The following is a 19,224-nucleotide window of genomic DNA, read 5'->3' as shown; positions in this document are numbered from 1 at the left end:
ATGCCGCTGCGGGCGATCCGGGCCGACATCACCAGCCTCGCGGTGGATGCCATCGTCAACGCCGCCAATGCCGGGCTGCGCGGCGGCGGCGGGGTGGATGGCGCGATCCATCGCGCCGCCGGGCCCGAGCTGCTCGCCGCCTGCCGCGCCCTCGGCGGCTGCCCGACCGGCGAGGCGCGCCTCACCCCTGCCTTCCGCCTGCCGGCCCGCTGGGTGATCCATGCGGTCGGACCGGTCTGGCAGGGCGGTGGGGCGGGAGAGCCGGCGCTGCTCGCCGGCTGCTACCGCGCGGCCCTCGCCCTGCTGCGCGAGGCGGGCGGGCGGTCCATCGCCTTCCCGGCCATCTCGACCGGCGTCTACCGCTTCCCGCCCGACCGCGCCGCCGGCATCGCCGTCGCCACGGTGCGGGAGGAGCTCGCCCGCCACGGCGAGGCGGATGTCACCTTCGCCTGCTTCGACGCGGCGACCCTCTCCCTCTACGACAAGGAACTCGCGGCATGACCGAGGCCTGCGATCTCAGCGCCATCGCGGCGCGCCGCCTGATCGGGCGCAAGGCGCTCTCCCCGGTCGAGCTGCTGGAGAGCTGCCTGGCGCGGATCGAGGCGGTGAACCCGGCGGTGAACGCCATGGTGGCGATGGACGTCCCGGTGGCGCGGACAGCGGCGCGGGAGGCCGAGGAGGCGGTGATGCGGGGCGAGGATCTCGGCCTGCTGCACGGGCTGCCGGTCGGGATCAAGGACCTGGAGGAAACGGCCGGGCTGCGCACCACCTATGGCAGCCCGATCTTCGCCGATCAGGTGCCGGCGCGGGATTGCGGCATGGTGGCCAATCTGCGTCGCGCCGGGGCCGTCGTCATCGGCAAGACCAACACGCCGGAATTCGGCGCCGGCGCCAATACCCGCAACGCGGTGCATGGCGCGACCGGCAATCCCTTCGACCCCCGGCTCTCGGCCGCCGGCTCCTCCGGCGGCTCGGCCGTGGCGCTGGCGACCGGCATGGCGCCGCTCTGCTCCGGCTCCGACATGGGCGGCTCGCTGCGCAACCCGGCGGCCTTCTGCGGCATCCTCGGCTTCCGCCCGAGCGCCGGGCTGGTGCCTGCCGAGAAGCGGCCGCATGGCTGGTCCAATCTCGGCGTGCTCGGCCCGATGGCGCGCAACGTGCCGGATGCGGCGCTGATGCTCGCCGCCATGGCCTCGGACGATGCGAGCGACCCGCTCGCCTACACGCTGCATGCCCGGCCGGTGCGCGGCGAGCCGGCGCTGTTCCATCCGGTGCGGCAGATCGACCTCGCCTCGCTCCGTCTCGCCTGGTCGGAGGATTTCGGCGAGGCGCCGGTCGAGGGCGTGGTGCGCGAGGCCTTCCGGCGCGTCGTCCCCGCCGCCGCGGGGCTGTTCCGCGAGGCTGTCGCGGCGCATCCGGATTGCCGCGGCGCCGACGAGGCCTTCCAGGTGCTGCGGGCCGGCGTCTTCCTCGGCGCGCATCTCGAGAAGGTGCGGACCCGGCCGGCGGATGTCGGGCCGAATGTCCGCGTCAATGTCGAGGAAGGGCTGGGCTACAGCCTCGAGGACCATGCCCGCGCCGCCTCGGCGCAGACGCGGATCTATCGCGGCTTCCAGGACTTCTTCGCCCGGCACGACGTGCTGATCACCCCGGCCATCACCGTCAGCCCGCGCGACTGGCGCGAACTCTACCCGGCCGAGATCGACGGCCAGCCGACGCGCAGCTACGTGCACTGGCTGGCGCTCGCCTATTACGTGACGCTGACCGGGCATCCGGCGGTCTGCCTGCCGGTCGGGCGCGACGCCAAGGGCCTGCCCTTCGGGCTGCAGATCGTCGGGCCGCGCGGCGGCGATGCCTTCGTGCTCGGCGTCGCCGCGGCGCTGGAGGAGGCCTTCGCCACCGATCCGGCGCTGGCCCGGCCGGTGCCGGACCTGGCGGCGCTGCGCGCGGCGCCGCCGATCAGCACCCGGGACGGGTTCCTCGGCTTCGACTGAGGCGCCTCACCAGCCCCGGTAATAGCCGGGGCTACCGTAATAGCCTGGACTTCCGTAATAGCCGGGACTTCCGTAATGGCCGCGCGGCGCGCCGCCGTAATAGCCGGTGCGGTAGCCGCCCGGCCCGCGATAGGAGCGCGGGCGCGGGTTGTCCGAGGCGGCGCCGGCGATCAGCGCCGCAGCGGTGCCGACGCCGGCACCGAGCAGCAGCGTGTTCCCCCAATTGGTCGAGCCGTCGGGGTTCTGGCAGGCGCCCAGCAGCAGGGCGATGGACAGGGCCGTGGCCCCCAGCAGGCGGGTCGGCATGGGCAGGGTCTCCTCTCGGGAGGATCCTGAACGCGCCGGGGGGCAGGGCCTGGGCGAGGATGCGGCGGGACCGGGGCAGGCGCGGCGGAAGGATGGCATGCCCAGGCGGTGGTCCGGCCGCCATCCGGACACCTCGGACGGGCCCCGTCGCGCCGCGGTCAGCCGCGGCCGCCGGAGAAGGCGTTGAAGGTCTGCAGGGTGTAGGTGTCCTTCACGCCGGGGATGGTCTGCAGCGTCTCGACCACGAAGAGGCCGATATCCTGATCCGCCTCGAGGTAGAATTTCCCCATCAGGTCATACTGGCCCGAGATGGAATGCATTTCCGACAGCGCCTCGACCGTATCGGCCATCTCGCGCGCCACGCGATAGGCCTGGCCCATGTCGCATTTGATCATCACGAATATCGCGCGCATGCGCCGTGCTCCCGTACCGGGTTCAGGGCTGGCGAGCCTGCACCGGGACGCGCCGGCGGGGAAGCGCCCCGCTGCCCCTCGTCTATTGCACGTCTGATCGGCAGATTTACCGCTGTTTCGCGGTTCGCTTGCGTGCAATTCGCCCGGCAGCAGATGCGGCAGAGCCGGAACCGGCCGCCGCATCATGGTTTCCGGGTTCCGCATGATGTTCGATCACCCCGCCACCGAGGCGCCGGCCGCCGTTGCGACCGATCCCGCCATCCGCCTGACCGGGCTGCGCCGCCGCTTCCCCGGCGCGCCGGCGCCGGCCCTCGACGGCGTTTCGCTGGAAGTGGCGGCGGGCGAGGTCTTCGGCATCGTCGGCCGGTCAGGGGCCGGCAAGTCCACCCTGATCCGCTGCGTGAACCTGCTCGAGCGTCCCGATGCCGGCCGGGTCGAGGTGCTCGGCCGCGACCTGACCGCCGTGGACGAGGCTGGGCTGCGCGCCGCCCGGCGCGGCATCGGCATGGTCTTCCAGCATTTCAACCTGCTCGCCTCGCGCAGCGTCGCCGGCAACATCGCCTTCCCGCTTGAGGTCGCGGGCCTGCCGCGGGCGGAGCGGGAAGCGCGGGTGGCCGAGTTGCTGCCGCTGGTCGGGCTGCAGGCGAAGCGTGACGCCTATCCGGCGCAGCTCTCGGGCGGCCAGAAGCAGCGCGTCGGCATCGCCCGCGCCCTGGCCTCGCGTCCCGCCATCCTGCTCTGCGATGAGGCGACCTCGGCGCTCGACCCCGAGACGACGGCCGAGATCCTCGGCCTGCTGCGCGAGCTGCGGGCACGGCTGCGGCTGACCGTGCTGCTCATCACCCACGAGATGGCGGTGGTGAAGGCGCTCTGCGACCGCGTGGCGGTGCTGGAGGCGGGGCGTGTGATCGAGCAGGGCCGCGTCTTCGAGGTCTTCACCCGGCCGCAGGCCCCGACCACGCGGCGCTTCGTCGCCGAGGTGATCGGCAATGCGGTGCCGCCCGGGACGCTGGCCGCGCTGCCGCCGCCCGGGCCCGGGGAGGTGCGCCGGCTGCTGCGCGTGCTCTTCGCCGGGCCGCACAGCACGCGGGCGGTGATCAGCGAGGCCTCGCGCCGCTTCGGCCTCGACCTCAACATCCTGGCGGGCCGGATCGACGCCATCGGCGCCGAGCCCTTCGGCATCATGGCGCTCGCCGCCTATGGCGCGCCGGCGGCGGTGACGGCGGCGACCGGCTGGATGCAGGGCCTCGGCCTCACGGTCGAGCCGCTGCCCGAGGGGGAGGGCTGAGCCATGCTGCCCTGGTTGTCGCCCATGCTGCAGGACCTGCTGGTCGAGGCCGCCTGGCAGACCCTGTTCATGGTCGGGGCCGCGGCCGGGATCGCCGTGCTGCTCGGCCTGCCGCTGGCGCTGCTGCTGCAGGCGACGGCGCCGGGCGGCCTCGCTCCCAGCCCGGCGGTGAACCGGCCGCTCGGCCTCGTCGTGAACGCGGTGCGCTCGGTGCCCTTCATCATCCTGATGGTGGCGATCGTGCCCTTCACCCGGCTGGTCGCCGGCACCTCCATCGGCACCGGCGCGGCGGTGGTGCCGCTGGCCCTGGCCGCCACCGCCTTCATCGTCCGCTTGTTCGAGAATGCGCTGCGCGAGGTGGATCGCGGCGTCGTCGAGGCGGCGCGCGCCATGGGCGCGACGCGGCTGCAGATCATCGCCAAGGTGCTGGTGCCGGAGGCGCTGCCGGGGCTGCTCGCCGCCGTCACCGTCACCCTGGTCTCGCTGGTCGGCTATTCCGCCATGGCCGGCGCGGTCGGCGGCGGCGGGCTCGGCGATCTCGGCATCCGCTTCGGCTACCAGCGCTTCATGCCCGAGGTGATGGCGACCGTCGTGCTGATCCTCATCCTCTTCGTCCAGGGCCTGCAATCCCTGGGCGACTGGCTGGTGCGGCGCCTCTCGCGCCGCTGACATTCCGGGAGACACCCGCATGATCCGATTGACCCGTCGCGCCGGCCTTGCCACGGCCCTCGTCATTCCCTTCGCCGGCGCCAGGGCCCAGGCCCCCATCGGCACCGCCGCCCGGCCGCTGCGGGTCGGGGTGACGAGCGGCGTGCATGCCCAGGTGCTGGAGAAGGTGCAGGAGGTGCTGGCCCGGGACGGGCTGGTGCTGAAGATCACCGAGTTCGGCGACTTCATCCAGCCGAACGCGGCGCTGGCGGCCGGCGAGCTCGACGCCAACACCTATCAGCACCTGCCCTTCCTCGAGGCGCAGAAGCAGCAGCGGGGCTACGACTTCGTGCCGGTCGGCCGCACCGTGCTGACCCTGCTCGCGGTCTTCTCGAAGAAGCACACGTCGCTCGACGCGCTGCCGCAGGGCGCCCGCATCGCCATCCCGAACGACCCGACCAATGGCGGCCGGGCGCTGCTGCTGCTGGCCAAGGGCGGCGTCATCGGGCTGCGGCCTGGCCTCGACTACCGCGCCAGCATCGCCGACATCACCAGCAATCCGAAGCGCATCCGCATCCTGGAGCTGGAGGCGGCGCAGATCGCCCGCAGCCTCGAGGATGTCGATGCCGGCGCCATCACCGGCAATTACGCCGTGCCCGCCGGGCTGAACCCGCTGAAGGACGGGCTGGTGGCCGAGGGGGTGGACAGCGTCTACTCGGTGCTGGTCGTCGTCCACCGCGCCAATGCCGAGGCGCCCTGGGCCAAGGCGCTGGCCGCCGGCTATGCCCGGCCGGAGGTGAAGGCCTTCGTCGAGGGCAGCTTCGGCGGCGCCATCATCCCCACCGCCTGAAGGCCGGGCGGCCCGGGCCGGGCTGCATGAATTGCAGGCAGTTCATGCGCGCCCGGTTCGGACCCGGCGAGTCGTTCCCTGGTATGTCCCCTGGCACGTCGCTTGCTGCATGGCGACGCATGAGCATCGCCCACACCCCTTCGGCGGATCGCGGCGGCCCGGCGCAGCCGCTGCTGCTGGTCCAGGACCTGAAGAAGCATTTCCCCATCCGCGGCGGCCTGTTCGGCGCCACCGTCGCCACGGTGCGCGCCGTCGACGGCGTCTCCTTCAGCGTGCTGAAGGGGGAGACGCTCGGCATCGTCGGCGAGAGCGGCTGCGGCAAGTCGACCACCGCGCGGCTGGTCATGCGGCTGATGGACCCGGATTCCGGCAGCCTGATCTTCGACGGCGAGGGAGTCGGGCAGAACGCCCAGACCGGCGGCCTGCCGCTGAAGGAATACCGCCGGCAGGTGCAGATGGTCTTCCAGGACAGCTACGCCTCCCTCAACCCCCGCCTGCCGATCGAGGACAGCATCGCCTTCGCCCCCAAGGTGCATGGCGTGCGCGATGCCGAGGCGCGCGGCCGGGCGCGGGAGCTGCTGGCTGCCGTCGGCCTCGCCCCGGCCAGCTTCGCCCGGCGCTACCCGCACGAGCTTTCGGGCGGCCAGCGGCAGCGGGTGAACATCGCCCGGGCGCTGGCCCTGCAGCCGCGGCTGGTGCTGCTGGACGAGCCGGTCTCCGCCCTCGACAAGTCGGTGGAGGCGCAGGTGCTGAACCTGCTGGTGGACCTGAAGGAGAAATTCGGCCTCACCTACATCTTCATCAGCCACGACCTGAACGTGGTGCAGTACATCTCCGACCGGGTGATGGTGATGTATCTCGGCGAGGTGGCCGAGATGGGGCCGGTGGACGCGATCTACGACCGGCCGGCGCATCCCTACACCCAGGCCCTGCTGGCCAGCCGGCCGGCCATGGACCCAGGCAAGCGGCGGGAGGAGCCGCCGCTGACCGGCGACCCGCCCAACCCGATCAACCCGCCCTCCGGCTGCCGCTTCCGCACCCGCTGCCCGCATGCCGAGCCAATCTGCGCCGAGCGCAAGCCGGCGGCGGCGGAGCTGGGCGGCGGCCATCTCGCCGCCTGCCACATGGCGCTGCCGGGCAGCGGTCACAGCCAGGCGGGGAGGCTCGCGGCATGAGCGAGGTGCTCGATCGTCCGATGACGGAGAAGGCCGCGACCGTGCCGCTGGTGCGCATGCGCGACGTGAATGTCCGCTTCGCCACCCGCGACCGCACCGTGCATGCGGTGAACGGCGTCGATCTCGACCTCGCCGCCGGCGAGGTGCTCTGCATCCTCGGCGAGTCCGGCTCGGGCAAGTCGGTGACGATGCGGGCGCTGATGCGGCTGCTGCCGAAATTCGCCCGGGTCACCGGCAGCATCGAGGTGGCCGGCCGCGACGTGGTGGCGATGGGCGAGGGCGCGCTGCAGGATTTCCGCGGCGGCGACGTCGCGATGATCTTCCAGGAGCCGATGACCGCGCTCGACCCGGTCTTCACCATCGGCCGGCAGATCGCCGAGACGGTGCAGCGGCATGAGGGGCTCTCGCGCGCGGCCGCCGATGCGCGGGCGCTCGAGCTGCTGGAGCTGGTGCAGATCCCCTCGGCCAAGCGCCGCCTCGCCGCCTATCCGCACGAGCTCTCCGGCGGGCTGCGGCAGCGGGCGATGATCGCCGTCGCGCTCGCCTGCCGGCCGAAGCTGCTGCTGGCCGACGAGCCGACCACGGCGCTCGACGCCACGGTGCAGATCCAGGTGCTGCTGCTGCTGCGCCGGTTGCAGGAGCAGATGGGCATGGGGGTGATCTTCGTCACCCACGATCTCGGCGTTGCCGGCGAGATCGCCGACCGCGTCGCCGTCATGTATGCCGGCAAGGTGGTGGAGGAGGGGCCGGTCCAGGCCTTGATGCGCGGGCCGCTGCACCCCTATCCGCGCGGGCTGCTCGGCGCCACGGTGCAGCCCGGCATGCGCGGCAAGCGCCTGACCACCATCCCCGGCGCGCCGCCGAGCCTCGACCTGGCGCCGACCACCTGTCCCTTCGCCCCGCGCTGCCCGGAGGTCGAGCCGGCCTGCACGGTCGAGGTCGGGCCGCGGCCCCGCCGGCCGGTGCCGGGCCGCATGGCGCGCTGCGTGCACGTCGCCGGCGGCGCATAGGGCGGGGGCCCTCCTCCCGCTGTCCTTCTTGCCAGTGCCAGCCCGCCTCGTTCCGCGATAGGCTGGCGGCAGCGACAGGGAGGAAGGGATGATGGAGACTGGCGCGCGCGCCCGGCGCAACACGATCGGCGATGCGCTGCGGCGGGCGGCGGGGCGGTTCCGCGACCGGCCGGCGCTGCGCTTCGCCGAGCGGGACTGGAGCTTCGCCCGGCTCGACCTCGCGGCCGACCGCATCGCCCGCATGCTGCTCGACAGCGGGCTCGCGCCCGGCCAGCGCGTCGTCGCCTTCGGCCGCAATTCGGATGCCTATCTGCTGCTCTGGCTCGGCTGCGCCCGGGCCGGGCTGGTGCATGTGCCGGCCAATTACGCGCTGACGACGACGGAGCTCGACTACATCCTCCGCCAGTGCGGCGCCTCCGCCCTCTTCGTCCAACCGGCCCTGCAGGCGGTGGCCGAGGCGGCCGGGACCGGCCTGCCCGGGCTGCTGCGCGGCACGCTCGATACCGGGGATGGCCGGCACGACATCCTCTCCGCCGCCGGCGACCCGCGCTGGGGGCAGCCGGGCGATCCGGAGGTGGGGGAGGGGGTGCGCGACGAGGATCTCGTCCAGCTGCAATACACCTCCGGCACCACCGGTCAGCCCAAGGGCGCGATGATGACGCACCGCGCCATCCTCGCCGAATACGGCAGCGTCACCGTCGAACTGGAGATGCGCCGCGACGACCGGGCGCTGGCCGCCCTGCCGCTCTACCACACGGCGCAGATGCACTGCTTCACCATGCCGCAGCTGCTGAACGGCGCCTTCACCCTGCTGATCGAGGCGCCGAACCCGGCCGAGGTGCTGGCGCTGATCGAGCGGGAGCGCATCACCAGCTTCTTCGCGCCGCCGACGGTCTGGATCACCCTGCTGCAGCACCCGGATTTCGGCCGCCGTGACCTCTCGGCGCTGCGCAACATCTATTACGGCGCCTCGATCATGCCGGTCCCCGTGCTGCAGGAGCTGCGCCAGCGCCTGCCCGGGGCGCGGCCCTTCAACTGCTATGGCCAGAGCGAGATCGCCCCGCTCGCCACCGTGCTGCGGCCGGAAGAGCACGACGCCCGCCCCGGCTCGGTCGGCCGCGCCGTGCTGAATGTCGAGACCCGCGTCGTCGATCCGGAGATGCGGGACGTGGCGCCCGGCGAGCGCGGCGAGGTGGTGCACCGCTCGCCGCAGCTCTGCCTCGGCTACTGGAACATGCCGGAGGAGACGGCGCGGGCCTTCGAGGGCGGCTGGTTCCACAGCGGCGACGTCGCTACCATCGATGCCGAGGGCTATCTGGCGATCGTCGACCGCACCAAGGACCTGATCAACACCGGCGGCGTGCTGGTGGCGAGCCGGGAGGTCGAGGAGGCGCTCTTCACCCATCCGGCGGTGGCCGAGGTCGCCGTCATCGCGGTGCCCGACCCGAAATGGATCGAGGCGGTGGCGGCCGTCGTGGTGCTGCGGCCGGAGGCGCCGGCGGATGTCGAGGCGGCGCTGCTCGCCCATGCCCGGGCCAACCTCGCCCCCTACAAGGTGCCGAAGCGCATCATCCTGGCCGAGAGCCTGCCGAAGAACACCGCCGGCAAGCTGCTGAAGCGCGAGCTGCGGCAGCTTTATGCCGGCACGGCGAGCGGCGCGCTGGGATGAGGCGGGGCTGGCGGGCCATCCGGTCCCTGGGGTGACGCTGCGCGGGCCGGCGGCTATGGTCCGCCCCATCTTGCAATGGTTGGGCTTGCAATGGTCGGGGCGGGAGCGGACGGCATGACAAAGGCGACGGGCGAGGCACGGCTCGGGGGGCATATCCTGGCCGATGCGCTGGTGGCGCAGGGCGTGACCCATGCCTTCTGCGTCCCGGGCGAGAGCTATCTCGACCTGCTCGACGGGCTCTATGCCCGCCGCAACCGCATCGAGCTGGTGACCTGCCGCTTCGAGGCCGGGGCGGTCCATATGGCCGAGGCCTACGGCAAGCTGACCGGCCGGCCGGGCGTGGCGCTGGTCACCCGTGGCCCCGGCGCCTGCCATGCCGCGATCGGCGTGCATGTCGCCTTCCAGGACAGCACCCCGCTGGTGCTGATCGTCGGCCAGATCCCCTTCGAGGAGACGGACCGCGAATCCTTCCAGGAGGTGGACTACCGCAAGATGTTCGCCCCGCTCGCCAAGTGGGTGACGCAGATCGACGACGCGGCGCGCATCCCCGAGCTGATGGCGCATGCCTTCGACGTCGCCACCTCCGGCCGTCCGGGCCCGGTGGTGGTGGCGATCTCGGAGGAGATGCAACGCAGCATGGCGAGCGTGCCGGACCTGCCGCCCGCCCGCGTCCTGCCGCCGCATCCGGCGCCGGAAGCGGTCGCCGAGATGATGGCGATGCTCGGCAAGGCGCAGCGGCCGCTGGTGGTGCTCGGCGGCGGCGCCGGCTGGTCGGCGCAGGGCAAGGCGGATATCCGCGACTTCCTCCTCGCCAACGACCTGCCGGTCGCGGTCTCCTTCCGCCGGATGGGGCTGTTCGACGGCACCTCGCCCAACTATGTCGGCGATCTCGGGGTCGGCGCCGATGCGACGCTGGTGAAGAAGGCGAAGGAGTGCGACCTCTTCCTCGCCATCGGCACCCGGATCGGCGAGACGGTGAGCCAGGGCTACACCCTCTTCGACATGGCCGGCGGCACGCCGATCGTGCATGTCTATCCCGAGCAGGCCGAGATCGGCCGCGTCTACCGCCCGGCGCTCGGCATCACCTCCGACCTCAACGCCTTCGCCGCGGCGGCCAAGGCGGCGCAGCCGGTGGCGAAGCCCGTCTGGTCCGGCTGGCGGGCGGAGCTGCGGGCGGCGCGCGAGGCGCAGGCCAGGGCGCCGGACTATGCCGGGCCGCTCAACCTCGCCGTGGCGCTGCAGGCGCTCGAGACGGTGCTGCCGCCGGATACGATCTTCACCACGGATGCCGGCAATTTCGCCACCTGGCCGCAGCGCTTCATGCATGTCGGCGCCGGCCAGGACTTCCTCGGCCCGACCAACGGCGCCATGGGCTATTCGGTGCCGGCGGCGATCGGCGCCAAGGTGGTGCATCCCGAGCGGATGGTGATCTCCTTCGTCGGCGATGGCGGCATGCTGATGACGGGGCAGGAGATCGCGACCGCCTTCCACCACGGGGTCGCGCCGATCATCATGGTCTTCAACAACGGCATGTACGGCACGATCCGCATGCACCAGGAGCGGCACTACCCGGCGCGCGTCTCCGGCACCGAGCTGACCAACCCCGACTTCGCCCGCCTGATCGAGAGCTTCGGCGGCCATGGCGAGGTGGTGGAGGCGACCGACCAGCTCGTGCCGGCCTTCCAGCGCGCGGTGGCCAGCGGCAAGCCGGCGCTGATCGAGGTGCGGACCAATCCGGAGCAGGTGACCAACCGCTCGACCATCGCCGAGCTGCGGGCCCAGACCAAGCCCTCGCCGCGGACGTGACGCGTCGGGGCCGTCGCCGGCGCCCCGGTAGCGGCCCCGATATCCCGGGACGGCACTCGGTCACGGCGTCGCCGGCGCCGTGTCGTCCTGCCGGGCGGTGAGCTGCGCCGCCGGCACGGCGCGGCCGCGCAGCAGCGCCTCGCGCTCGGACAGCCCCATCACGTCCCAGCGCGCCGCCGCCTCGCCGGCGGGCGCCGGCAGCCGAGCCTGCACCAGCCGCTGCTGCGCCGGGCTGAGTTCCTCCCAGAAGCGTCCGGCCCAGTCGAGGCGCGGCGCTGCCGCCTTCGGCCGCACCGGCGGATTTGGCCGCGGCGCCATGGCCCGCACCGGCCCCGGCCGCGGATCGGGCGCGCAGCCGGCCAAGGCGGCCAGAACTGCCCAGGGGGCCATCCAGCCCAGGTCTCGCCGCCTCACCGGCCGACCGCATAGCCCTGCATGCCGCGCGGATTGGCGCCGGCGAAGATCTGCCCGTCCGGCTCCAGCCGCGCCCCGGTGAGCCGTCCCTCAGACCACTCGCCGCCCATCTCCACGGCATGGCCGCGGGCCTGGAGGTCGGCCAGCACCTCCGGCGCGTAGCGGCCCTCGATCACCGCCCGGCCCGGCCGGGCCCCGCGCGGCCAGAAGCTGCTGATCCAGTGCTCGGAATGGAAGCTCGGCAGGTCGATCGCCTGCTGGATGGTCAGCCGATGGTCCACCATGCGCATCAGCATGATTGCCTGCCACTGGTCCTGCTGCTCGCCGCCCGGCGTGCCGAAGCTCATCCAGGGCGTGCCGTCGCGCAACACCAGGCTGGGCGAGAGGGTGGTGCGCGGCCGCTTGCCCGGCTGCAGCCCGTTCGGCAGGGACGGGTCCAGCCAGAACATCTGGCAGCGGCTGCCGAGGCAGAAGCCGAGGCCGGGGATGGCGGGCGAGCTCTGCAGCCAGCCGGCCGAGGGCGTCGCGCTCACCATGTTGCCCCAGCGGTCGATGACGTCGATATGGCAGGTATCGCCGCCCGAGGCGCCGAGGCGCGAGACGGTGGGCTCGCCGGTGCCGGCCGCCGCCGCCATCTCCCGCGCCCGCCGCAGCGCGCCGGGATAGTCGGTGCGCGGTGCGATCCCGCCGGGCGAGCCGGGGCGCCAGTCGTTGTTGGCCCCGCGCCCGATCAGCCGCCGCCGCTCGGCGGTGTAGCCGGGGGCGAGCAGCGCCGTCATCGGGACATCGACGAAGTCCGGGTCGCCGTAGAAGGCCTCGCGGTCGGCATAGGCGAGCTTCATCGCCTCGATGACGGTATGGGCGAATTCGGCGCCGACCGGATCCATGCCGGCGATGTCGAACCCCTCCAGCAGCGCCAGGGTCTGCAGCATGGTCGGGCCCTGGCTCCAGGGACCGCATTTGAGGACGGTGTGGCCGCGATAATCATGGGTGACCGGCGCCTCCACCGTGGCGTGCCAGCCGGCCATGTCCTCGCCGGTCAGCAGCGCGGTGTGCCGGCGGCCGGAGGTATCGAGCGCCGCGAAGCTGCGGCCGAAGCGGTCGATCGCCTCGGCGACGAAGCCGCCATACCAGGCGCGCCGCGCCGCCTCGATCTGGGTCTCGCGGTCGGGGCCGGCCGCCTCGGCCTCGCGCACCACCCGGCTGTAGGTCTCGGCCAGCTCGGGGTTGGTGTAGAGCTGTCCCGGCCTGGGGCCGCCATCGCGCAGCCAGAGGGCGGCGCTGGTGGGCCAGGCGCTCTCGAAGAGCGGCCGCACCGTCTCGAGCGTCGCGCAGATGCGCGGCACCACATGCGCGCCGCGGCTGGCATAGCCGATGGCGTAGTCCAGCACGTCGCGGATCGTCCAGGTCCCGTGGTCGCGCAGCATCAGCGCCCAGGCATCGAAGGCGCCGGGAATCGGAGCGCAGAGGAAGCCGGTGCCGGGGATGATGTCGAGGCCGAGCTCGTCCTTCAGCTTGCCCACCGTCATCGCCCGCGGCGCCGGCCCCTGGCCGCAGATCACCTGCTGCGCCTTGAGCTTCGCGCTGTGCAGGATGATCGGGCAGTCGCCGCCCGGCCCATTCAGGTGCGGCTCGACGATCTGCAGGGTGAAGCCGGCGGCGGCGGCGGCGTCGAAGGCGTTGCCGCCGCGCTCCAGCACCGCCATGCCCACCTGCGAGGCGATCCAGTGGGTCGAGGCGACGGCGCCGAAGGTGGCGGCGATTTCCGGGCGGGTGGTGAACATCTGGCGGCCTCATCTGCTGGACTGGGCGGATAGGGGCAGGCAGAGAGGGCGCGGTCAATTCTCGGGCGAGGGCCGGCGTGGAGCAGGGCGTGGCCAGGGGCGTACTTGTGGCGGTGGTCGGGCCCTCGGGGGCGGGGAAGGACACGCTGCTGGCCGGCGCCCGCGCCGCGCTGGCGGGCCATCCGCGCTACCGCTTCGTCCGCCGCTGCATCAGCCGCCCGGCCACCGCCGGGGGCGAGGAGCACGAGGCGCTGGGCCCCGAGGAATTCGCCGCGCGGGCGGCGGCCGGCGGCTTCGCCCTCACCTGGCAGGCGCATGGGCTGCACTACGGCATCCCGGCCGATATCACCGGCGACCTGGCGGCGGGGCGGGTGGTGGTGGCGAATCTCTCCCGCACCGTGCTGGCGACCGCGGCGGCGCGCCTGCCGCTCCGGGTGCTGGAAGTCACCGCACCGGCCGCCGTGCTGGCGCAGCGGCTGGCGGCGCGGGGGCGGGAGGATGCGGCGGATGTCGCGGCCCGGCTGGCGCGGGCGGCGCCCCTGCCGGCCGGGCTCGCGGTGACGCGGGTGGTCAATGACGGCGCGCCGGAGGCCGGCATTGCCGCCATGCTCGCGCTGCTCCGCTCAGCCTGAGAGCGGCAGCCGCTGCGCGATCAGGAAGGGCGCGCCCGGCGCCGCCTGGGTGAAGAGGCTGATGGCCTCGACCCGTCGCGGCTGCGCCGGCGCATCGCCGAGGAACGCCGTCACCGCCGGCAGCACCACGGGTTTCTCCGCCGGGCTCAGGCGCCGCGTCAGGGTGACGTGGAAGCGCCATTCCTCGAAGACATGGGGATAGCCCCAGCGGGCGAGCAGCGCCTCCTGCCGCGGGCCGAGCCCGGCTCGCCGCCGCCGCGCCAGCTCGTCCTCCCCGGGCGGCGCGCGCCAGGGATCGAGCGCCTCGACGCAGGCATCGGCCAGCACCCGCAGGGAGGGGCAGGGGGCGGTCTCGCGCAGCGCCAGGAAGCCGTCGAGGTCCTGCACGGCCAGCGGCGGCAGGTCGAAGGGGGCGAGCCGCGCCGCCAGCGCCCGCGCCGCTTCCAGCGCCTCCTCCCAGCCGCCGCGCAGCCGGAAGGGCGGCTTCAGCGTGGCGTGCAGCCCGTAGCCACGCGCATCGGCGGTGAGGGCGGCGATGTCGAGGCCCGGCAGGGCGGGCTGCGCCAGCGCCGCCCCGGTCTCGGCATCCCGCCCCAGCCAGGCCGAGCCGCGGGCGTGCAGAGGGTCCGCCGGATCGGGCGCCCAGTAGAGGGCGAGGCGCATCACGCCACCCGCTCGCCGGCGCGCCAGACCTGGCGGACGAAGGGCACCTCGCCGGCCACCGCGACCCGCGCCAGGTCGGCCCGCAGCCCGGCCTCGATGCGGCCGCGATCCTCGAGCCGCGCCAGCCGGGCCGGTGCATCGGTGATCATGGCGACGGCCTGCGGCAGGGCGATGCCGGTCTCGGCCGCGGCGCGCCAGGCCGCCTCGACCAGCGCCGCCGGCACGTAGTCGCTGGCCAGCGCATCCACCACCCCGGCACGGATCATCTCCGCCGCCGCGACATTGCCGGAATGGCTGCCGCCGCGGACCACGTTCGGCGCGCCGGCGATCACCGCGACGCCGAGGTCCCGCGCCGCCGCCGCCGCCTCCATCACCACCGGGAATTCGCTGATGCGGATGCCGGCCTCGGCATTCTCCGCCACCACCCCGGCGCCGTCATCGTCATGCGAGGCGAGCGGCAGGGCGCGATGCGCCAGACGGTCCAGCAGCCAGCAGCGCTGCGGCTCGCGCAGCCGCGCCCGCTGCTCCAGCAGCGCCTCGATCCGCCGCGTCACCTCGGCCTCGGACATCTGCATCTGCCGCTGCCGCATGGCGCGGTAGCGCGGGATGTCGCGGTACTGCCCGACGCCCGGGGAGTGGTCCATCAGGCTCGCCATCACCACCCGCGGATGCTCGGCGACGCTCTCCAGCGCCGCCGGCATGTCCGGCGCCGGCAGCTCGCAGCGGAGATGCAGGAAATGCTCGCTCTTCAGCAGCCCGGTCGCGGCCAGGGCGTCGAGGTCCCGCACGCCGTCGCGGAAGGTCTGGCCGCGCCCGGGATCGAAGCCGAGATCGCCGAGGCAGAGCGCGTCCAGCACCGTGGTGACGCCGGCGGCGGCGCACTGCGCGTCGTGCGCCAGCATGGCCGAGCGGCTCGGCCAACGGGCATTGGCGCGCGGCAACACCTGGCGCTCCAGGTTGTCGGTGTGCAGGTCGACCACGCCGGGGATGAGGTGGTCGCCCTCCAGGTCCTCGGCGGCGGCGAGGCCGCTGCGGCCGGCCTGGACATCGGCGATCCGCCCGTCGCGCAGCACCACCGTGCCGGTGACGACCTGCCCAGGCAGGACCAGCCGGGCATTGGTGAGGATGGTCTCCCTCATGCCGCCCGCCGCACCGGCTCGACGGCGAACAGCCGGTCGGCGACCCGGTCGCGGACCTCCGTGTCGTGAAAGATGCCGATGATGGCCGCGCCCTCGCGTTTCGCCTGCTCGATCAGGCCGATCACCACGGCGCGGTTGCCGGAGTCAAGGCTCGCGGTCGGCTCGTCGAGCAGCAGCACCGGGTAGCGCGGGCCGAAGCCGCGAGCGAGGTTCACCCGCTGCTGCTCGCCGCCCGAGAAGGTGGCGGGCGGCAACCCGTGCAGCGCGGCGGGCAGGTTCAGCCGGGCGAGCAGCTCGGCGGCCCGGGCCAGCGCCGCCGCCCGCGCCAGGCCGCGCGCCAGCATCGGCTCGGCGACGATCTCGAGCGTCGGGACGCGCGGGATGACGCGGAGGAACTGGCTGACATAGCCCAGCGTCTCGCGCCGGACCTCTCGCACCAGTCGCGGATCGGCGCTGGCCAGGTCGATCTCGGCGCCCTGGTGGCGCAGCAGGATGCGTCCCTCGCCGGCGCCGTAATTGCCGTAGAGGCAGCGCATCAGCGTGGATTTCCCGGCGCCGGAGGGGCCGGCGAGGGCCACGCATTCGCCGGGCGCGACGCTGAGCTCGACCCCGTGCAGCACCGGGATATGGGTGCCGCCCTGGAGATGCAGGGTGAAGGCCTTGCCGAGGCCCTCGGTGCGGAGCGCCCAGCTCATGCCGCGAGCACCGAGGCGACGAGGAGCTGGGTGTAGGCGTGCTGCGGGTCGTCCAGCACCCGGTCGGTCAGCCCCTCTTCCACCACCCTGCCGTGCCGCATCACCAGGATGCGGTGCGCCAGCAGCCGCGCCGCGGCGATGTCATGCGTCACCAGCAGCACGGCGAGGCCGAGATCGGCGACCAGGGCGCGGATCAGGTCGAGCAGCCGCGCCTGCACCGAGACGTCGAGCCCGCCGGTCGGCTCGTCCATGAAGACGAGGCGGGGATGCGTCACCAGGGTGCGGGCGATCTGCAGCCGCTGCTGCATGCCACCCGAGAAGGTGCGGGGCAGGGCGTCGATCCGCGCCGGGTCGATCTCGACGCGCCGCAGCCAGGCGGTCGCCGCCTCGCGGATCGAGCCGTAATGCCGGGCGCCGGTCGCCATCAGCCGTTCCCCGATATTGCCGCCGGCGGAGACGCCGAGGCGCAGCCCGTCGCGCGGGTTCTGGTGCACGAAGCCCCAATCGGTGCGGTGCAGGCGGCGCAGCGCCGCCTCGCCCATCGCCTCCAGCCGCTGCGCCGTCCCTTCCGGGTCGCGGTAGAGGACGCTGCCGGCATCCGGCGGCAGCAGGCCGGAGAGCACCCGCAGCAGGGTGGTCTTGCCGGAGCCGGATTCGCCGACGATCGCCACGACCTCGCCCGGCCAGATGGCGAGCGAGACGCCGTCGAGCGCCGGCACGGCGCCGTAGCGGAGCGCCAGGTCGCTGGCCTCGAGCAGGGGAGCATTCATCCCGGGCGCGCTCATTCCGCCGCCTCCTGCCGCGCCTGGCGGCTCTGGCAGTAATCCGTGTCGGAGCAGACGAAGATCCGTCCGCCGGCATCGTCCGTCACCACCTCGTCGAGATAGCTCTCGCGGCTGCCGCAGAGCGCGCAGCCGGCCCTGGCGCGCACCGGCTCGAAGGGATGGTCCTCGAAATCGAGGCTGCGGACCTCGGTATAGGGCGGCACGGCGTAGATCCGCTTCTCCCGCCCGGCGCCGAACAATTGCAGGGCCGGATTGCGGTGCATCTTCGGATTGTCGAAGGCGGGGATAGGCGAGGGCGACATCAGGTAGCGGCCGTTAACCATCACGGGGTAGTTGTAGCTGATCGCCACATGGCCGTGCCGGGCAATGTCCTCATAGAGCTTCACATGCATCAGCCCGTAATCGGCGAGCGCATGCATGCGCTTCGTCTCGGCGACGCGCGGCTCGAGGCGAAACAGCGGCTCGGGCATCGGCACCTGGTAGACCAGGATCTGCCCCTCGCGCAGCGGCGTCTCGGGGATGCGGTGGCGGGTCTGGATGATGCTGGCCTCGGCGGTGCGCTCCGTCGTCTCGACGCCGGCGACACGGGCGAAGAAGCGGCGGATGGAGACGGCGTTGGTGGTGTCGTCGGCCCCCTGGTCGATCACCTTCAGCCGGTCGGCGGGGCCGATGACACTCGCCGTCACCTGGATGCCGCCGGTGCCCCAGCCATAGGGCAGCGGCATCTCGCGCGAGCCGAAGGGCACCTGATGACCGGGGATGGCCACCGCCTTCAGCAGGGCGCGGCGGATCATCCGCTTGGTGTCCTCGTCGAGATAGCCGAAATTATAGCCCGTCGTGGCGCTCATTCCGCGGCCTCCCGCAGGGCGGTCGCGCGCAGCTGCCGGATCTTCTCGAGCTCGCTCTGGAAGTCGACGTAATGCGGCAGCTTCAGGTGCTCGACGAAGCCGGTCGCCTCGACATTGTCGCAGTGATAGAGCACGAATTCCTCGCTCTCGGCCGGCGCCGTGGCCTCCTCGCCGAGCTCCCGCGCCCGCAGCGCCCGGTCGACCAGCGCCATGGCCATCGCCTTGCGCTCGGCATGGCCGAAGGTAAGGCCGTAGCCGCGGGTGAATTGCGGCGGCTCGGTCTTCGAGCCGGCGAACTGGTTCACCATCTGGCACTCCGTCAGCGTGACCTCGCCGATCTCGATCGGGAAGCCGAGCTCGGGCGGGGTGATCTCCACCGCCACCTCGCCCATGCGGATCTCGCCGACGAAGGGATGCGCGTTGCCGTAGCCGCGCTGGGTGGAGTAGCCGAGGGCGAGCAGGAAGCCCTCGTCGCCGCGGGCGAGGGATTGCAGCCGCAGCGGCCGCGCGGCGGGGAAGGCGAGCGGCTCGCGTGTCAGGTCCGGCGGCTCCGCCTCGGCGGGCGCCTCCCCCCGAGCCTCGGGCTGCATCAGCCCCTCCTGCGCCAGGATGCCGGTGACGCGCGGCATGCGCTCGGCCTCGGCCGGCGCCTCCGGCGGCGGAGGTGGCGCCTCGCCCTCGGCGGCGAGGGCGAAGTCGAGCAGCCGGTGGGTGTAGTCGAAGGTCGGGCCGAGCACCTGGCCGCCCGGCAGGTCCTTGTAGGTGGCGCTGATCCGCCGCCGGATGCGCATCGCCCCGGTATCGAGCGGCGCGCCGGCGACGAAGCGGGGCAGGGTGGTGCGATAGGCGCGCAGCAGGAAGGCGGCCTCGATCAGGTCGCCGCGCGCCTGCTTGATCGCGAGCGCCGCGAGGCCGCGGTCGTAGCAGGCGCCCTCCGCCATGACCCGGTCGACCGCGAGGCCAAGCTGCTCCTCCACCTGATCGACGCCGAGTTCCGGCACCGCGGGCTCGCCGCGCCGCGCCTCGGCGAGCCAGGCATGCGCCGCCTCGATCGCGCGCTCGCCGCCCTTGACTGCCACATAGGCCATGATGCGTGCCTCCGGGT

The 19,224-nt window shown here is 73.2% G+C and carries 20 protein-coding genes; 10 read left to right on the top strand and 10 right to left on the bottom strand.

Annotated features, from left to right (window positions below):
• A complete protein-coding gene (locus HJG45_RS11870; protein ID WP_171612332.1) occupies nt 1-501 on the top strand; it encodes an O-acetyl-ADP-ribose deacetylase in 501 nt (166 codons plus the stop codon).
• Nucleotides 498-1,994 (top strand): amidase, encoded by a 1,497-nt coding sequence (locus HJG45_RS11865; protein ID WP_171612331.1) that lies wholly within the window; start codon nt 498-500, stop codon nt 1,992-1,994. Before HJG45_RS11870 ends, HJG45_RS11865 begins: the two co-directional genes overlap by 4 nt.
• Before the next feature lie 6 nt (nt 1,995-2,000).
• On the opposite strand, the gene HJG45_RS11860 is transcribed toward HJG45_RS11865, so the two are convergent.
• A complete protein-coding gene (locus HJG45_RS11860) occupies nt 2,001-2,300 on the bottom strand; it encodes a hypothetical protein (protein WP_171612160.1) in 300 nt (99 codons plus the stop codon).
• 158 nt (nt 2,301-2,458) lie between these two features.
• Nucleotides 2,459-2,713, bottom strand: a complete 255-nt coding sequence (locus HJG45_RS11855) for an Lrp/AsnC family transcriptional regulator (RefSeq protein WP_171612330.1) — start codon at nt 2,711-2,713, stop codon at nt 2,459-2,461.
• A 202-nt stretch (nt 2,714-2,915) separates the two neighbouring features.
• On the opposite strand from HJG45_RS11855, the gene HJG45_RS11850 reads away from it, so the two are divergent.
• The 7 genes from HJG45_RS11850 (at nt 2,916) to HJG45_RS11820 (ending at nt 11,159) form a co-directional block, all read left to right on the top strand.
• Nucleotides 2,916-4,001 (top strand): methionine ABC transporter ATP-binding protein, encoded by a 1,086-nt coding sequence (locus HJG45_RS11850; protein WP_254452456.1) that lies wholly within the window; start codon nt 2,916-2,918, stop codon nt 3,999-4,001.
• Nucleotides 4,002-4,004: 3 nt separating this feature from the next.
• The gene (locus tag HJG45_RS11845; RefSeq protein WP_171612329.1) at nt 4,005-4,670 is read left to right on the top strand and encodes a methionine ABC transporter permease; all 666 of its coding nucleotides are present in this window, start codon (nt 4,005-4,007) and stop codon (nt 4,668-4,670) included.
• A gap of 19 nt (nt 4,671-4,689) precedes the next feature.
• Entirely contained in the window at nt 4,690-5,499 is an 810-nt protein-coding gene (locus tag HJG45_RS11840; RefSeq protein ID WP_171612328.1) for a MetQ/NlpA family ABC transporter substrate-binding protein, read from the top strand.
• 119 nt (nt 5,500-5,618) lie between these two features.
• Nucleotides 5,619-6,674, top strand: coding sequence for an ABC transporter ATP-binding protein (locus HJG45_RS11835; RefSeq protein ID WP_171612327.1), 1,056 nt, complete (start codon nt 5,619-5,621; stop codon nt 6,672-6,674).
• Nucleotides 6,671-7,684: an ABC transporter ATP-binding protein gene (locus tag HJG45_RS11830; RefSeq protein ID WP_254452455.1), complete on the top strand. Its 1,014-nt coding sequence runs from the start codon at nt 6,671-6,673 to the stop codon at nt 7,682-7,684. The genes HJG45_RS11835 and HJG45_RS11830 overlap by 4 nt, the downstream gene beginning before the upstream one ends.
• An 88-nt stretch (nt 7,685-7,772) precedes the next feature.
• On the top strand, nt 7,773-9,353 hold the full coding sequence (locus HJG45_RS11825) for a fatty acyl-CoA synthetase (protein ID WP_254452454.1): 1,581 nt from the start codon (nt 7,773-7,775) through the stop codon (nt 9,351-9,353).
• A 114-nt stretch (nt 9,354-9,467) separates the two neighbouring features.
• On the top strand, nt 9,468-11,159 hold the full coding sequence (locus HJG45_RS11820; protein ID WP_254452453.1) for a thiamine pyrophosphate-dependent enzyme: 1,692 nt from the start codon (nt 9,468-9,470) through the stop codon (nt 11,157-11,159).
• Between the two features lie 60 nt (nt 11,160-11,219).
• Here the strand turns inward: HJG45_RS11820 and HJG45_RS11815 are convergent, their stop codons facing one another.
• Nucleotides 11,220-11,549, bottom strand: coding sequence for a hypothetical protein (locus HJG45_RS11815; RefSeq protein WP_171612325.1), 330 nt, complete (start codon nt 11,547-11,549; stop codon nt 11,220-11,222).
• A gap of 20 nt (nt 11,550-11,569) precedes the next feature.
• Entirely contained in the window at nt 11,570-13,357 is a 1,788-nt protein-coding gene (locus tag HJG45_RS11810; protein WP_171612324.1) for a gamma-glutamyltransferase family protein, read from the bottom strand.
• An 89-nt stretch (nt 13,358-13,446) separates the two neighbouring features.
• Between HJG45_RS11810 and phnN the strand changes: the two genes are divergently transcribed.
• Nucleotides 13,447-13,989 carry a phosphonate metabolism protein/1,5-bisphosphokinase (PRPP-forming) PhnN gene (gene phnN / locus HJG45_RS11805; RefSeq protein WP_171612323.1) on the top strand — a complete coding sequence of 181 codons (543 nt, stop codon included), beginning with the start codon at nt 13,447-13,449 and terminating at the stop codon, nt 13,987-13,989.
• Here phnN and HJG45_RS11800 read toward each other — a convergent pair.
• From HJG45_RS11800 to HJG45_RS11775, 6 genes are read right to left on the bottom strand one after another with little or no spacing between them, the layout of a single operon-like run.
• Nucleotides 13,981-14,652 (bottom strand): DUF1045 domain-containing protein, encoded by a 672-nt coding sequence (locus HJG45_RS11800; protein ID WP_171612499.1) that lies wholly within the window; start codon nt 14,650-14,652, stop codon nt 13,981-13,983. The two genes, phnN and HJG45_RS11800, sit on opposite strands and share 9 nt — an antisense overlap.
• Entirely contained in the window at nt 14,652-15,791 is a 1,140-nt protein-coding gene (locus HJG45_RS11795) for an alpha-D-ribose 1-methylphosphonate 5-triphosphate diphosphatase (RefSeq protein WP_171612322.1), read from the bottom strand. The genes HJG45_RS11800 and HJG45_RS11795 overlap by 1 nt, the downstream gene beginning before the upstream one ends.
• Nucleotides 15,788-16,486 carry a phosphonate C-P lyase system protein PhnL gene (gene phnL, locus HJG45_RS11790; RefSeq protein ID WP_171612321.1) on the bottom strand — a complete coding sequence of 233 codons (699 nt, stop codon included), beginning with the start codon at nt 16,484-16,486 and terminating at the stop codon, nt 15,788-15,790. The genes HJG45_RS11795 and phnL overlap by 4 nt, the downstream gene beginning before the upstream one ends.
• On the bottom strand, nt 16,483-17,256 hold the full coding sequence (phnK, locus tag HJG45_RS11785) for a phosphonate C-P lyase system protein PhnK (protein WP_171612498.1): 774 nt from the start codon (nt 17,254-17,256) through the stop codon (nt 16,483-16,485). Before phnK ends, phnL begins: the two co-directional genes overlap by 4 nt.
• 11 nt (nt 17,257-17,267) lie before the next feature.
• Entirely contained in the window at nt 17,268-18,119 is an 852-nt protein-coding gene (locus HJG45_RS11780; RefSeq protein ID WP_171612320.1) for an alpha-D-ribose 1-methylphosphonate 5-phosphate C-P-lyase PhnJ, read from the bottom strand.
• The gene (locus HJG45_RS11775) at nt 18,116-19,207 is read right to left on the bottom strand and encodes a carbon-phosphorus lyase complex subunit PhnI (RefSeq protein ID WP_171612319.1); all 1,092 of its coding nucleotides are present in this window, start codon (nt 19,205-19,207) and stop codon (nt 18,116-18,118) included. The genes HJG45_RS11780 and HJG45_RS11775 overlap by 4 nt, the downstream gene beginning before the upstream one ends.
• Nucleotides 19,208-19,224: the final 17 nt, after the last annotated feature.

This window comes from Roseicella sp. DB1501 (assembly GCF_013112485.1).
GTDB lineage: Bacteria > Pseudomonadota > Alphaproteobacteria > Acetobacterales > Acetobacteraceae > Paracraurococcus.
Note: the sequence above shows the minus strand (reverse complement) of the source record. Positions and strands in the feature narration are given on the sequence as shown.

Coding starts and splice junctions, on each gene's coding strand:
- HJG45_RS11870 (WP_171612332.1), top strand. CDS start 1: ATGCCGCTGCGGGCGATCCGGGCCGACATCACCAGCCTCGCGGTGGAT.
- HJG45_RS11865 (WP_171612331.1), top strand. CDS start 498: ATGACCGAGGCCTGCGATCTCAGCGCCATCGCGGCGCGCCGCCTGATC.
- HJG45_RS11860 (WP_171612160.1), bottom strand. CDS start 2,300: ATGCCGACCCGCCTGCTGGGGGCCACGGCCCTGTCCATCGCCCTGCTG.
- HJG45_RS11855 (WP_171612330.1), bottom strand. CDS start 2,713: ATGCGCGCGATATTCGTGATGATCAAATGCGACATGGGCCAGGCCTAT.
- HJG45_RS11850 (WP_254452456.1), top strand. CDS start 2,916: ATGATGTTCGATCACCCCGCCACCGAGGCGCCGGCCGCCGTTGCGACC.
- HJG45_RS11845 (WP_171612329.1), top strand. CDS start 4,005: ATGCTGCCCTGGTTGTCGCCCATGCTGCAGGACCTGCTGGTCGAGGCC.
- HJG45_RS11840 (WP_171612328.1), top strand. CDS start 4,690: ATGATCCGATTGACCCGTCGCGCCGGCCTTGCCACGGCCCTCGTCATT.
- HJG45_RS11835 (WP_171612327.1), top strand. CDS start 5,619: ATGAGCATCGCCCACACCCCTTCGGCGGATCGCGGCGGCCCGGCGCAG.
- HJG45_RS11830 (WP_254452455.1), top strand. CDS start 6,671: ATGAGCGAGGTGCTCGATCGTCCGATGACGGAGAAGGCCGCGACCGTG.
- HJG45_RS11825 (WP_254452454.1), top strand. CDS start 7,773: ATGATGGAGACTGGCGCGCGCGCCCGGCGCAACACGATCGGCGATGCG.
- HJG45_RS11820 (WP_254452453.1), top strand. CDS start 9,468: ATGACAAAGGCGACGGGCGAGGCACGGCTCGGGGGGCATATCCTGGCC.
- HJG45_RS11815 (WP_171612325.1), bottom strand. CDS start 11,549: ATGGCCCCCTGGGCAGTTCTGGCCGCCTTGGCCGGCTGCGCGCCCGAT.
- HJG45_RS11810 (WP_171612324.1), bottom strand. CDS start 13,357: ATGTTCACCACCCGCCCGGAAATCGCCGCCACCTTCGGCGCCGTCGCC.
- HJG45_RS11800 (WP_171612499.1), bottom strand. CDS start 14,652: ATGCGCCTCGCCCTCTACTGGGCGCCCGATCCGGCGGACCCTCTGCAC.
- HJG45_RS11795 (WP_171612322.1), bottom strand. CDS start 15,791: ATGAGGGAGACCATCCTCACCAATGCCCGGCTGGTCCTGCCTGGGCAG.
- phnL (WP_171612321.1), bottom strand. CDS start 16,486: ATGAGCTGGGCGCTCCGCACCGAGGGCCTCGGCAAGGCCTTCACCCTG.
- phnK (WP_171612498.1), bottom strand. CDS start 17,256: ATGAATGCTCCCCTGCTCGAGGCCAGCGACCTGGCGCTCCGCTACGGC.
- HJG45_RS11780 (WP_171612320.1), bottom strand. CDS start 18,119: ATGAGCGCCACGACGGGCTATAATTTCGGCTATCTCGACGAGGACACC.
- HJG45_RS11775 (WP_171612319.1), bottom strand. CDS start 19,207: ATGGCCTATGTGGCAGTCAAGGGCGGCGAGCGCGCGATCGAGGCGGCG.